The following is a 12,900-nucleotide window of genomic DNA, read 5'->3' as shown; positions in this document are numbered from 1 at the left end:
AGCTGTTCAGGGTTGTCTAGACCAGTGTCCCATATCGTGAAGCCTGCCCGGACGGCACTGTCTCCGGCCCACGAGCAGCGTCCCACCGCGGCCCCGGTACGACGCCCGTTCCGCACAGACTGCCTCGCGCCGTTGTCGTACGCGAGCCGTAGTCTGGGGCGCATGCAGACCCCGTCGGACCGGCACGAGTACCCCGCGCACTGGGAGGCCGACGTGGTGCTGCGCGACGGCGGCACCGCGCGCGTCAGGCCCATCACGGTCGACGACGCGGAGCGACTGGTCAGCTTCTACGAGCAGGTGTCGGACGAGTCGAAGTACTACCGCTTCTTCGCGCCCTACCCCCGGCTCTCCGCCAAGGACGTCCACCGTTTCACGCACCACGACTTCGTCGACCGGGTGGGTCTGGCGGCCACGGTCGGCGGCGAGTTCATCGCCACGGTGCGGTACGACCGGATCGACGCCCGGGGCCTGCCCGCGTCCGCGCCCGCCGACGAGGCGGAGGTCGCCTTCCTCGTACAGGACGCCCATCAGGGCCGCGGTGTCGCCTCGGCCCTCCTCGAACACGTCGCGGCCGTGGCCCGCGAGCGCGGGATCCGCCGCTTCGCCGCCGAGGTGCTCCCCGCGAACAACAAGATGATCAAGGTCTTCACGGACGCCGGATACACCCAGAAGCGCAGCTTCGAGGACGGCGTCGTACGCCTGGAGTTCGACCTCGAACCCACCGACCGCTCGCTCGCCGTGCAGCGTGCCCGGGAACAGCGCGCCGAGGCGCGGTCCGTGAAGCGGCTCCTGGCGCCCGGCTCCGTCGCCGTCATCGGGGCGGGGCGCACCCCGGGGGGAGTGGGCCGCAGTGTGCTCGACAACCTCCGCGGGGCCGGCTTCACCGGCCGCCTCTACGCCGTGAACAGGGCACTGGAGGAGAAGGACCTGGACGGTGTCCCAGCGCACCGCTCCGTCCGGGACATCGAGGAGCCCGTCGACCTCGCGGTCGTCGCCGTCCCCGCCGAGCAGGTCCTCGACGTCGTCAGCGAGTGCGGCGAGCACGGGGTGCAGGGGCTCGTGGTGGTCTCCGCCGGCTACGCCGAGAGCGGCGTGGAGGGACGCGAGCGCCAGCGCGAACTCGTCCGGCACGCGCGCACGTACGGGATGCGGATCATCGGGCCGAACGCCTTCGGCGTCATCAACACCTCACCGGAGGTGCGGTTGAACGCCTCCCTCGCCCCCGAGATGCCGCGTCCCGGACGGATCGGGCTCTTCGCGCAGTCCGGCGCCATCGGCATCGCCCTGCTCTCCCGGCTGCACCGCCGGGGCGGCGGCGTCACCGGAGTGACCGGCGTGTCGACCTTCATCTCCTCCGGCAACCGGGCGGACGTGTCCGGCAACGACGTCCTCCAGTACTGGTTCGACGACCCGGACACCGACGTCGCCCTCATGTACCTCGAATCCATCGGCAACCCGCGCAAGTTCACCCGCCTCGCGCGCCGGACCGCCGCGGCGAAGCCACTGGTCGTGGTCCAGGGAGCACGGCACGGCGGAGCGGCCCCCCAGGGACACGCCGTACGCGCCACCCGACTCCCGCACGCCACCGTCTCCGCCCTGCTGCGCCAGGCCGGCGTCATCCGCGTGGACACGATCACCGAACTCGTCGACGCCGGACTGCTGCTGGCCCGCCAGCCCCTCCCCAGGGGGCCCCGCGTGGCGATCGTCGGGAACTCGGAGTCGCTGGGCCTGCTGACCTACGACGCCTGCCTCGCCGAAGGCCTCCGGCCGCTGCCGCCGAAGGACCTGACCACGGCCGCCTCGGCGGCCGACTTCCACCGGGCGCTGTCGGACGCCCTCGCCGACGACGACTGCGACGCCGTGGTCGTGACGGCCATCCCGGCGGTGGGGGAGACCTCCACCGCGGACGCCGCACTCGCCGAGGCGCTCCGCTCCTCCGCCGCGGCCGCCCCCGCCAAGCCCGTCCTCGTCGTGCACGTCGAGCTGGGCGGGCTCGCCGAGGCCCTCTCCGCCGCGGCCAGCACCGCCCCCCAGGCCGCCGAGGCGGCGACGGGCGGCGCGTCCGCCGCGGCCCGGCGCTTCCATCCTGCGGACGGGGCGCCGCCCGCCGAGGCGAGCGCCGACTCACCCGCGGACTCCCGGCTCATCCCCGCCTACCCCGCCGCCGAGCGTGCCGTCCGTGCCCTCGCGGAGGCCGTCAAGTACGCCCAGTGGCGGCTCGACGCCACCGAGCCGGGCAAGGTGCCCGAGTACGAGGACATCGACGAGAAGGGGGCGGCCGAGCTGATCGACGGCCTCCTCGCGCGCGGAGAGGGACTGACCCTCGACGGCGAGGACACCTGCGCGCTGCTCGGGCGGTACGGCATCGACGTGCACCGCGCGCTGCCCGCCCCCACCCCGGACGACGCCGTGGCCGCGGCGGACACCATCGGCTACCCGGTGGCCCTCAAGACCACCGCACCGCACCTGCGGCACCGGGCCGACCTCGGCGGCGTCCGGCTGGACCTGGCGGATGAGGAGCAACTGCGCCGCGCGTACGCGGAGTTGACCGAGCTGTTCGGGACACCCACGGTGCTGCGCCCGGTCGTGCAGGGGATGGCGCCGCGCGGCGTCGACACGGTGGTCCGCGCGGTGATCGACCCGGCGGCCGGGGCGGTGCTCTCCTTCGGGCTGGCCGGAGCCGCCTCCGAGCTGCTCGGTGACACGGCGCACCGGCTGATCCCGGTCACGGACCGGGACGCGACCTCGCTGGTCCGGTCGATCCGGACGGCACCGCTGCTGTTCGGCTGGCGCGGCTCCGCGCCGGTGGACACGGCGGCCCTCGAACAGCTCATGCTGCGCGTGTCCCGGCTGGTCGACGACCACCCGGAGGTCGTGGCCGTCTCCCTGGAGCCCGTGGTGGTCGCCCCGACCGGCGTGAGCGTCCTGGGTGCCACGGTGCGGCTCGCCCGCGCCCCCATCCGGGACGACCTGGGCCCCCGCACCCTCCCCGTCGTCTGACTCCGGCGGCCGCCCGGCAGGTCTCCACCCGGCCGAGTGACGCCCGACCCGGCGCGGCCCGGCCGCCCGGTCCCCGGGCCGGATCCGACGGGCCCCGTCCACGACCGACCCGCCCGAGCGGTGCCTCGCAGTCAGTGGGCCCCCGTAGGATGGACGTCATGGCCAAGACCAGTACGACGACCCAGGGGCTGCGAGCGGCGATCGAGCGCAGCGGCTACTACCCGGCCCTCGTGGCCGAGGCGGTGGAGGCCGCGATCGGCGGCGACACCATCCGGTCGTACCTGGTCCATCAGGAGACGACGTTCGACGCGAACGAGGTGCGGCGCCACGTCACCGTGCTCGTCCTCACCGGCAACCGCTTCATCGTCAGCCACACCGACGAGCAGAACGCGGACACCACGTCTCCCACCCCCTACGCCACGACGTCGACCGAGTCCGTGAAGCTCGGCCGGATCTCGTCCGTCGTCGTCAGCCGCGTCGTCGCGAACCCCGAGTCGTACACCCCGGGCACGCTGCCCCGTGAGGTCGTCCTGACCATCGGATGGGGCGCCGTCAGCCGTATCGACCTGGAGCCCGCCGCCTGCGGCGACCCCAACTGCGAGGCGGACCACGGCTACACGGGCAACTCGACGGCCGACGACCTCAGCCTGCGCGTCAGCGAGGCGGGGGACGGCCCCGAGACCGTGCAGCAGGCCCTCGCCTTCGCACAGTCCCTCTCCGAAGCGACCGCGGACGTCACCCGCTGATGGCCCTGCCCACCTGGGACCACCCGGAACCGCTCGCCGTCGACTCCGCGCCCGTCCCCGAATACGGCGCCGGTTCCCTGGCCGACGTGCTGCCGACGCTCGCCGCCGGCATGTCCGTGCCCGACATGACCGCCGCCATACCGGAACTGACCCCGGCCGACCGCAACTGCGTCTTCCTGATCGACGGTCTCGGCTGGGAGCAGCTCCGGGCCCACCCGGACGAAGCCCCCTTCATGACCTCGCTCCTCGCCTCCTCGCGCGGTGGCACGGGGCGTCCGATCACGGCGGGCTACCCGGCCACCACCGCGACCTCCCTCGCCTCCATCGGCACCGGCCTGCCCCCGGGCGCGCACGGCCTGCCGGGCTACACCGCACGCAACCCCGCGACCGGCGAGCTGATGAACCAGCTCCGCTGGAATCCGTGGACCGACCCGCGCGCGTGGCAGCCCCACCCCACGATCTTCCAGCTGGCCGACGCCGCGGGCGTGCACACCGCCCAGGTCTCCTCGCCCACCTTCCAGAACACGCCGCTGACGAAGGTCGCGCTGAGCGGCGGCACGTTCCACGGACGGCTGTCCGGCGAGGAGCGCATGGACCTCGCCGCCGAGCAACTGGCCGCGGGCGACCGCTCCTTGGTCTACACGTACTACGCCGAGGTCGACGGCAAGGGCCACCGTTTCGGCATCGACTCCGACCCCTGGCGCGGCCAGCTGATGTACGTCGACCGCCTCGTCCAGCGCCTCGCGGAGCAGCTCCCGCCGCGCTCGGCGCTGTATGTCACCGCCGACCACGGCATGATCGACATCCCGTTCGACGAGCAGCACCGCATCGACTTCGACGAGGACTGGGAGCTGCGCGCCGGCGTGGCCCTGCTGGGCGGCGAGGGCCGCGCCCGTCACGTCTACGCGGTCCCGGGCGCCCAGGCGGACGTGCTGACCTGCTGGCGCGAGGTCCTCGGCGAGCAGTTCTGGATCGCGTCCCGGGACGAGGCGATCGCGGCGGGCTGGTTCGGCCCGCGAGTCGACGAGCGGGTCTACGCCCGGCTCGGTGATGTCATCGCCGCCGCCCGGGACGACGTCCTGATCATCGCGTCCGAGCGGGAGCCCAAGGAGTCGGCGATGGTCGGCAACCACGGCTCGATGACCCCCGTCGAGCAGCTGGTCCCGCTGCTGCAAGTGCGTTCCTGACGTCCGTCCCGGTCGCCGTTCCCGTCCCCCTGCCCCGCTGCCGAAAGGTGCTCGACTCCCCATGCCCGAGCTGGTGTTCTTCTCCGGAACGATGGACTGCGGGAAGTCCACGCTGGCTCTCCAGATCGAGCACAACCGCTCGGCACGGGGCCTGCAGGGCATGATCTTCACGCGCGACGACCGTGCGGGCGAGGGCAAGCTCTCCTCGCGCCTCGGCCTCGTCACCGACGCGGTCGAGGTGGCGGACGACCAGGACCTGTACGCCTACGTCGTCGACCACCTCTCCCAGGGCGGCCGGGCGGACTACGTGATCGCGGACGAGGCGCAGTTCCTCGCCCCGGGGCAGATCGACCAGCTGGCGCGCGTGGTGGACGACCTCGACGTCGACGTGTTCGCCTTCGGCATCACCACCGACTTCCGCTCCAAGCTCTTCCCCGGCTCCCAGCGACTCGTCGAACTCGCCGACCGGGTCGAGGTCCTCCAGGTCGAGGCCCTGTGCTGGTGCGGAGCCCGCGCCACGCACAACGCCCGCACCATAGGCGGCGCGATGGTGGTCGAGGGCGCCCAGGTCGTCGTCGGTGACGTCAACCAGCCGGAGAACATCGGCTACGAGGTCCTGTGCCGCCGGCACCACCGTCGCCGTATGACGGCCGCCACGGCTCACGCGGGCGCACTGTCACCGGACGTCCTGCCGATCGCCCCTGTCTGATCCCGCGTGCCGCCCGCATGGATCACATGACGGTATTGATCGTCACGTGACGGCATGGATCAACGAGAACATCGCCCCTTCGGGGTCCGCCACCGTCGCCACCCGTCCGTGCGGGGAGTCGTGGGCGGCCTTCAGAAGGTGCCCGCCGAGTTCCCCGACCCGCCGGACGGTGTCGTCGACGTCGGCCGCCTCGAAGTACGTCAGCCAGTGCGGCCCGCGGTCGCGCGGCAGGGCGTTCCCGACACCGTGGACGCCGGCCACCGGGGCCCCGTCGATGTGCAGCGTCACGTAGTCGAAGTCGGCGGAGACGGTCGGCTCCAGTTCGTACCCGAAGACCCCCTGGTAGAACTTGACGACGCTCTCGCTGTCCCGCGTCACGAGCTCGTTCCACGCCGGGGTGCCCGTCACGCCGGTGATCGCGGTGCCGAGGTGGGCGGCGACCTGCCAGATGCCGAAGACGGCACCGGACGGGTCGGAGGCGATCGCGAGGCGCCCGGCCTCCGCCGCGTCGAGCGGGCCCACGCCCACGGTGCCGCCGCTCTGCCGTACCGTCGCGGCCGTCCGGTCCGCGTCCTCCGAAGCGAAGTACGGCGTCCAGGCGATGGGCAGGTGCCGGTCGGGCGGCAACTGGCCGATGCCGGCCACCTCGTGGCCGTCGAGCATGGCCCGCGCGTAGGGGCCGAGCTGCTGCGGGCCCGGCTGGAACTCCCAGCCGAACAACTCTCCGTAGAACTCCTGGGTCGCGGCCATCTCGTGCACCATCAGGCTCACCCAGCAGGGTGCGCCGGGCGCGTGCCGAGCATGCGTGGTGCCGTTCAGGCCGGCCGACCCCCGTGCCTCGGTCATCGTCACTCTCTTCTCGGCCCCTCGCGGTGGCCGGTCACCTTCCGCCTACGAACACGCGTACTCAGTCGTGTACGTGCACGCCCCGTGCCCGATGTTCGCACCACCGGTCGTGCCGCGCGTCCTGGCCGCGCCGCCGTTCGGCGGCACACGGCCGGAGGATGCCCGGACTGCCGTTGCCCCGTCGTTTCGGAGCGATTGCCGCGTGGTGTCCATCGGTTGTACAGCATGTGCCCGATCCCGTACACGCGGTGACCGGACCTGCCCGGCGGAGCAGAGTAGCCGGACCTTGGCGACGCGGCCACCCCGTGCGCGAGGATGGTGGCCATGAACGCCACCATCACCGCATCCGAACTCGCGAGCGACCTCGCGGGACCGAACCCCCCGGTCCTCCTCGATGTCCGCTGGCAGCTGGGCGGCCCCGACCTGCGCTCCGCGTACGAGGAGGCGCACATCCCGGGGGCCGTCTTCGTCGACCTGGATTCCGAACTCGCTGGTCCGGCCGGTGCCGCGGGGCGTCATCCGCTGCCCGACCCGGAGGTCTTCGGCGCGGCCATGCGGGCCGCCGGTGTCTCCGGGAACCGCGACGTCGTCGTGTACGACGGGGGGCAGGGCTGGGCCGCCGCGCGCGCCTGGTGGCTGCTGGGCCATTCGGGTCATCCGTCGGTACGCGTGCTTGACGGCGGGTTCGCCGCCTGGACCGGGCCGGTGTCCTCGGAGGTCCCCGCGCCGGCGCCCGGGACGTTCGTACCGGCGCCCGGCGCACGGCCGTCGCTCGACGCGGACGCCGCGGCCGCGCTCGCCCGGTCCGGGCTGCTGCTGGACGCCCGCGCCGGTGAGCGCTACCGCGGCGAGGTCGAGCCGATCGACCGGGTCGGCGGGCACATTCCCGGTGCCGTCTCCGCGCCGACCTCGGAGAACGTGACGGAGGACGGCCGCTTCCTGCCCGCTCCCGAGCTCGCCGACCGATTCACGTCGCTGGGCGCGACGCCCGGGGCCGAGGTCGGCGTCTACTGCGGCTCCGGTGTCTCCGGCGCCCACCAGGTGCTGGCACTCGCCGTGGCCGGGATCCCCGCCGCGCTGTACGTGGGTTCGTGGTCGGAGTGGTCCCAGGACGAGTCCCGCCCGGTCGCCGTGGGCCCCGACCCGCAGTAACGGCGGGCCTTCGCGAACCCGGGCCCGGAGCGACGGCGGGTCGTGGTGGTCCCCGGCCCGTTGTGGCGGCGGGACTTGGCAATCCCGGAATCGGGCGGGTAACGGGGCCCGGTCCGCTGCTCTCCGCGAAGACGTCCGGGCTGCGTGGCCTCTCGGGCACGAGGAGGACGTGGAAGGGGCCCGCACCGATCCGGTGCGGGCCCCTTCCACGTGCACGTGACTAGTCCTGCTTCTTCCGCCGTGTGCCGAAGACGATCTCGTCCCAGCTCGGGACGGCCGCTCTGCGGCCCGGACGGACCCCGTCGGCCTCGGCCTGGCGGTCGGTCGAGCCGACGAGCCGGTCGCGGTGGCTGCCGACCGAGCGGGGCATGAGGACGTCCGCGTAGGCGGACCCTGCGCCGGCCGAGGCGGCGGGAGCCGGGGGCTCCTCCTCCTCGGGCTCGGTGACAGGCTCCTCGGCGGCGGGACGCTCGGTGTTCGCCGGGCGCTCGGGCACCACCATGTCGCCGCGGAAGCTGGGCACCGCCTCCAGGAGGCTGGTGAGCGAGTCCCGCTCGCCGGCCTCCTCGACCGGCTCCGGAGGAGCCGGGGGCAGGCTCGGCCGCTCCATCTGCCGGTCGAGCGCGCGGTCCAGCGGACGGTCGCGGGGGAGCCGGGCGATCCGCGGTACGAACGGGAAGCTCGGCTCGGGTGCCGCGAGGTCGTCGGACTCGCCGATCAGCGAGCGCGCCTCGTCGTCGACGGCCTGGACGAGCCGCCGGGGCGGGTCGTACGTCCAGCTCGCCGCGTGCGGCTCGCCCGCGACGCGGTACACCAGCATGACTTCCCAGGTGCCGTCGTCGCGGCGCCACGAGTCCCACTGGACGGTGTCCTTCTCGGCACCCCGGATCGTCAGCCGTTCCTGAACGGCCTCACCGAGCTGGGGGCCGACGTTCTCGCCGGGCCGGCGCACGGGGGTCTTCCTGGCTCGCTCGGCCATGAAGGCACGCTCCGCCAGGACGGGACCCTCGAAGCGGCGGACGCGGTCGACGGGGATTCCGGCGAGCTGGGCCACCTCCTCCGCGGAGGCGCCGGCACGTATACGCGCCTGAATGTCTCGGGGGCGGAGATGGCTCTCCACCTCGATCTCGATCTGGCCGAGGCGCGGACGGTCGCCGCGGACCGCGGCGCGCAGACGCTCGTCAATCGGAAGCGTGTACTCCGTGCTGTCCGCAGCCTTCAGCACCAGCCGTGTGCCGTCGTTAGAGACGGCCACGACACGCAGTTCGGGCATGGGGACCTCCCGGGTGGTGCCTGCCGACGTCACGTGCGTCGCTGCTTCCGCTAGTCGAGTGTGGCCTGCCCGGGTTCAGCCTGCCACAACCTTGCCGAGTTGCCCGGCGTGTCGGGCGCGGGCCCGAGGCTGCCGTTATGGCACGGTTACCTATTCGCAACGCTAAGTGACGAACTCCATCACCCTGTGCAACGAGCCCCCTCCCGGCGGTCCTGCAAGGCCCCGGACACCCTGGCGGGAGTCCGGACCCAGGGCTCGCAACAGTACTCCATTCGGGCCACGCGCGTGGATCGCCGCGCCGCCCAACTTCGAGCGGGGGGTGGTAGTTGGCCGTCCCTGAGGGCGAATCCGGGGTCCGGGAACGTGGCGCACTTCACGGAATCGCCAGAAACGGAACTAATCGTTTCGCCTGTACGTCCCTTTCTCGTGCGATCAGTCGATCAAGTACGGGAAAGGCAGGCAAGGTCCGGGAATGCGTGAGAAGCCGGGTGTCGGCGGCGAGGAGCCGGGTGCCGACACGGAACCGAGGAAGAAGAGGCTGGACCTGAGCGTCCCTCAGGTGGCGGGAAGTGCGGTCGCCGCGGTGGTCGCCGCGAAACTCGCGTCCTATTTCGGCGTCTACGGGACGATCCTGGGCGCCGGTCTGGTCAGTGTCGTCGCCACCAGCGGGGGAACGCTCTTCCAGCATTTCTTCAGGCGCACCGGGGAGCAGATACGCGAGGTGACGGTGCAGCCGAAGCTGCGGCCGCGATCGCAGCAGGTGTCCGCGGCCGCGCCGGCCGGGACGCCGGGGGAGTTCACCGAGGGCACCGTCTACCGGGCCCGGGTCAGAAGCTGGAAGCGGCCACTGGTCGCCACCGCTCTCGTGTTCGGCGTCACGATGACGGGGATCACCACGTACGAACTGGTCTCGGGCAAGAGTTTCAGCGGGGACGGCACGAGCACGACCGTGGGCGACGCCTTCAAGGGGCACAGCTCCGGGTCGGGCGGTTCCGGTTCCGGCTCCGGTACGACGCCGTCGCCGGACTCCTCGCCTTCGTCGCCGCCGCGGTCCCCTCAGGGATCCGATCCGTCCACCGGTGATGACGGCGGCGCTTCGCGGGAACCGGGAAGCGGCGGCGGCACGACGTCACGGCCGACGCCCGACGGCGGCGCGTCCTCGGACCCGGAGACCGGGGACAGCACCCCGACTCCGGACCCCAGCGCGACCGCTACGACCCCAGCACCCTCCGCAAGTAGTCATTCGCAAAGCGCCGATCCGGGTCGAGCCGATCCCGGAGCGCCGTGAACTCGCCGAAGCGCGGGTAGACCCCGGAGAAGTACTCCGCGTCCCGCGTGTGCACCTTGCCCCAGTGCGGGCGCCCCTCGTGGGCGGTGAAGATCTGCTCGGCGGCGGTGAAGTACGCCTGGTACGGGGTGCCCCGGAACATGTGGACGGCGATGTAGGCGGTGTCCCGGCCGGACGCCGTGGAGAGGGTGATGTCGTCGGCGGGCGCGGTGCGCACCTCGACCGGGAAGCTGACCCGCAGGGCGGAGCGCTCGACCATCGACTTCAGTTCGCGCAACGTCTCGACGAGGGCCTCGCGCGGCACGGCGTACTCCATCTCCACGAACCGCACGCGGCGCGGGGAGGTGAAGACCTTGTACGGGATGTCCGTGTAGGTCCGCGCCGAGAGCGCGCGGCTGGAGAGCCTCGCGATCGACGGGATGGTCACGGGTGCGGCGCGGCCGAGCAGGTTGACCACCTGGAAGAGGCCGTTGGAGAGGAACTCGTCCTCGATCCAGCCGCTGACCGCCCCCACCGGCTTCTCGGGGCCGGCGCTGCGGTTGTTGCGCTTGGTGTTGCAGTTGCCGGTGTGCGGGAACCAGTAGAACTCGAAGTGCTCGTTCTCGGTGAACAGTTCGTCGAAGTCGGCGGTGACCCTGTCGAAGGACATCGGCTCCTCGCGGGCGGAGAGCAGGAAGACGGGCTCCACGGAGAAGGTGATCGCCGTGACGATGCCCAGGGCGCCGATGCCTATCCGGGCCGCGGCGAAGACCTCCGGGTTCTCCTTCTCGGAGCACGTCAGCACCGATCCGTCCGCGGTCACCAGCTCAAGGCCCTTGATCTGCGCGGCGATCGAGGCCGAGTCCCGTCCGGTGCCGTGCGTTCCGGTGCTGGTCGCGCCCGAGACCGTCTGCTCCATGATGTCGCCCATGTTCGTGAGCGACAGCCCCTCGCGCGCGAGGGCCAGGTTGAGCCTCTTGAGCGGGGTGCCCGCCTCGACCGTGACCGTCATGGCCTCCCGGTCGATCCCACGAATGCCCGTCAACAGTTGAGGGCGGATCAACACGCCGTCCGTGGCGGCGGCGGCCGTGAAGGAGTGCCCGGTGCCGACGGCCTTCACCGTCAGACCGTCCTCGGCCGCCCGGCGCACGGCGGCGGTGAGTTCGTCGACCGAGGCAGGGGTGACCTCCCGTACGGGACGGGCGGTGACGTTCCCCGCCCAGTTACGCCACGTGCCGCTCTTCCCGCTCACTGTGGTGCTCATGAGACCCTCCCCGCTGCGGAACCGGCCTGCTGAGCCGGCGATACCCGAGGAAACCCACCGCGACCGCGACCGCTCCGGACACCGCCGGAACCAAGTACCCGGCCTTCGCGCCGGAGGTGTCGATCACCCAGCCGGCCACGGAGGAACCGAGCGCGACCCCGACCGCGAGTCCCGTGCTCACCCAGGTCATGCCTTCGGTCAGTTTCGCGCGAGGTACGTGCTGCTCGATGAGGGACATCGTCGTGATCATCGTGGGAGCGATGGAGAGGCCCGCAACGAACAGCGCCACGGCCAGGAACGGCAAGTTTCCGACCAGTAGGAGGGGGATCATACTCACGGCCATCGCGCATATGCCCAGCAGCCACCTGCGTTCCGGTGCCCCCTTGAAGTGCAGGAGTCCGAAGACGGCCCCCGCGAGGCAGGAGCCCGCCGCGTAGATCGCCAGGACGATGCTCGCCCCGGCCTTGTGCCCCTGCTCCTCGGCGAAGGCCACGGTGACGACGTCGACGGCCCCGAAGATCGCCCCGGTCGCCACGAAGGTGGCCACCAGTACCTGGAGTCCGGCGGAGCGGAGCGCGGAACCGCCGGCGTGCTGCTCGCGCGGATGCGGTGCGGGCTCCGTCGCGCGCTGCGAGGTCAGCCAGAAGACACCGGCCGCGAGGAAGCAGGCGGCGAGCAGCGGACCTGCCTCCGGGAACCACACCGTGGACAGTCCGATGGAGATGATCGGTCCGAAGATGAAGCAGACCTCGTCCACCACGGACTCCAGGGAGTACGCGGTGTGCAGTTGCGGGGTGCCTCCGTAGAGGGCCGCCCAGCGGGCCCGGACCATCGCGCCGATGCTCGGGACGCAGCCGATGCCGGCGGCGCACGCGAACAGCACCCAGTCCGGCCACTCGAAGTGCGCGGCGAGCAGCAGGCCCGCCGCGGCGGCGAGCGCGAACAACGTGACGGGGCGCAGCACCCGCCGCTGCCCGTGCCGGTCGACCATCCTGGAGACCTGCGGGCCGAGCGCGGCGGCGGCCAGCGCCATCGTCGCGGAGAGAGCGCCGGCGAGCCCGTATCGCCCGGTGAGCTGGGAGATCATCGTGACCACGCCGATGCCCATCATGGACAGCGGCATCCGGCCGAGGAAGCCCGCTGCGGAGAAGCCCTTGGAGCCGGGGGCGGCGAACAGGGCGCGGTACGGGCTGGGCACGGGGGTCTCCGTCGGCTCGGCTCGGCCTCCCGTTCACCGCGGGCGGCCCGAACTTCGGTAAGGCGTGAAGCTGGCTGATACAGCTTACGGGTTAGGGCACCCTAAAGCGCACGTCCACAAGGCGCCGGTCCGCACGCCCCCAGCGCCCCTGAACTCACCCGCGTCCGCCGCCGGAAGAGCCTGTCCCACCGGCCCGCGGCGCGGCCCGCGGGCGTCGTTCCTCGTTCGCCACCCCGCCGTTTCTCGCATGTCAGTGCC

10 protein-coding genes are annotated in these 12,900 nt (G+C 72.3%); 6 read left to right on the top strand and 4 right to left on the bottom strand.

Going from position 1 to position 12,900, the window contains the following annotated elements; translation table 11 throughout:
• Nucleotides 1-162: 162 nt before the first annotated feature.
• The 4 genes from OG406_RS11525 (at nucleotide 163) to OG406_RS11510 (ending at nucleotide 5,642) form a co-directional block, all read left to right on the top strand.
• The gene (locus OG406_RS11525; RefSeq protein ID WP_329185594.1) at nucleotides 163-3,000 is read left to right on the top strand and encodes a bifunctional acetate--CoA ligase family protein/GNAT family N-acetyltransferase; all 2,838 of its coding nucleotides are present in this window, start codon (nucleotides 163-165) and stop codon (nucleotides 2,998-3,000) included.
• Between the two features lie 158 nt (nucleotides 3,001-3,158).
• Nucleotides 3,159-3,746, top strand: coding sequence for a DUF5998 family protein (locus OG406_RS11520; RefSeq protein ID WP_179165316.1), 588 nt, complete (start codon nucleotides 3,159-3,161; stop codon nucleotides 3,744-3,746).
• A complete protein-coding gene (locus tag OG406_RS11515) occupies nucleotides 3,746-4,933 on the top strand; it encodes an alkaline phosphatase family protein (protein WP_329185592.1) in 1,188 nt (395 codons plus the stop codon). The genes OG406_RS11520 and OG406_RS11515 overlap by 1 nt, the downstream gene beginning before the upstream one ends.
• Before the next feature lie 61 nt (nucleotides 4,934-4,994).
• Entirely contained in the window at nucleotides 4,995-5,642 is a 648-nt protein-coding gene (locus OG406_RS11510) for a thymidine kinase (RefSeq protein ID WP_081219839.1), read from the top strand.
• Between the two features lie 42 nt (nucleotides 5,643-5,684).
• Here the strand turns inward: OG406_RS11510 and OG406_RS11505 are convergent, their stop codons facing one another.
• The gene (locus tag OG406_RS11505; protein ID WP_164375184.1) at nucleotides 5,685-6,488 is read right to left on the bottom strand and encodes a VOC family protein; all 804 of its coding nucleotides are present in this window, start codon (nucleotides 6,486-6,488) and stop codon (nucleotides 5,685-5,687) included.
• A gap of 324 nt (nucleotides 6,489-6,812) precedes the next feature.
• Here OG406_RS11505 and OG406_RS11500 point away from each other — a divergent pair, with 324 nt between their 5' ends.
• Nucleotides 6,813-7,640, top strand: coding sequence for a sulfurtransferase (locus tag OG406_RS11500; protein ID WP_329185590.1), 828 nt, complete (start codon nucleotides 6,813-6,815; stop codon nucleotides 7,638-7,640).
• 220 nt (nucleotides 7,641-7,860) lie between these two features.
• Here the strand turns inward: OG406_RS11500 and sepH are convergent, their stop codons facing one another.
• Nucleotides 7,861-8,946, bottom strand: a complete 1,086-nt coding sequence (gene sepH, locus OG406_RS11495) for a septation protein SepH (protein ID WP_164375182.1) — start codon at nucleotides 8,944-8,946, stop codon at nucleotides 7,861-7,863.
• Between the two features lie 439 nt (nucleotides 8,947-9,385).
• On the opposite strand from sepH, the gene OG406_RS11490 reads away from it, so the two are divergent.
• The gene (locus OG406_RS11490; RefSeq protein ID WP_329185588.1) at nucleotides 9,386-10,201 is read left to right on the top strand and encodes a hypothetical protein; all 816 of its coding nucleotides are present in this window, start codon (nucleotides 9,386-9,388) and stop codon (nucleotides 10,199-10,201) included.
• Here OG406_RS11490 and OG406_RS11485 read toward each other — a convergent pair.
• On the bottom strand, nucleotides 10,125-11,444 hold the full coding sequence (locus OG406_RS11485) for a D-arabinono-1,4-lactone oxidase (RefSeq protein WP_329185586.1): 1,320 nt from the start codon (nucleotides 11,442-11,444) through the stop codon (nucleotides 10,125-10,127). The two genes, OG406_RS11490 and OG406_RS11485, sit on opposite strands and share 77 nt — an antisense overlap.
• The gene (locus OG406_RS11480) at nucleotides 11,404-12,642 is read right to left on the bottom strand and encodes an MFS transporter (RefSeq protein ID WP_164375179.1); all 1,239 of its coding nucleotides are present in this window, start codon (nucleotides 12,640-12,642) and stop codon (nucleotides 11,404-11,406) included. Before OG406_RS11480 ends, OG406_RS11485 begins: the two co-directional genes overlap by 41 nt.
• Nucleotides 12,643-12,900 lie beyond the last annotated feature (258 nt).

Source organism: Streptomyces sp. NBC_01428 (genome assembly GCF_036231965.1).
In the GTDB taxonomy this organism is placed as follows: domain Bacteria; phylum Actinomycetota; class Actinomycetes; order Streptomycetales; family Streptomycetaceae; genus Streptomyces.
This window is presented reverse-complemented; position numbering and strand designations above follow the sequence as displayed.

What these genes read in the sequence shown, in the direction of transcription:
- OG406_RS11525 (WP_329185594.1), top strand. Translation starts at nt 163, where the DNA reads ATGCAGACCCCGTCGGACCGGCACGAGTACCCCGCGCACTGGGAGGCC.
- OG406_RS11520 (WP_179165316.1), top strand. Translation starts at nt 3,159, where the DNA reads ATGGCCAAGACCAGTACGACGACCCAGGGGCTGCGAGCGGCGATCGAG.
- OG406_RS11515 (WP_329185592.1), top strand. Translation starts at nt 3,746, where the DNA reads ATGGCCCTGCCCACCTGGGACCACCCGGAACCGCTCGCCGTCGACTCC.
- OG406_RS11510 (WP_081219839.1), top strand. Translation starts at nt 4,995, where the DNA reads ATGCCCGAGCTGGTGTTCTTCTCCGGAACGATGGACTGCGGGAAGTCC.
- OG406_RS11505 (WP_164375184.1), bottom strand. Translation starts at nt 6,488, where the DNA reads ATGACCGAGGCACGGGGGTCGGCCGGCCTGAACGGCACCACGCATGCT.
- OG406_RS11500 (WP_329185590.1), top strand. Translation starts at nt 6,813, where the DNA reads ATGAACGCCACCATCACCGCATCCGAACTCGCGAGCGACCTCGCGGGA.
- OG406_RS11490 (WP_329185588.1), top strand. Translation starts at nt 9,386, where the DNA reads ATGCGTGAGAAGCCGGGTGTCGGCGGCGAGGAGCCGGGTGCCGACACG.
- OG406_RS11485 (WP_329185586.1), bottom strand. Translation starts at nt 11,444, where the DNA reads ATGAGCACCACAGTGAGCGGGAAGAGCGGCACGTGGCGTAACTGGGCG.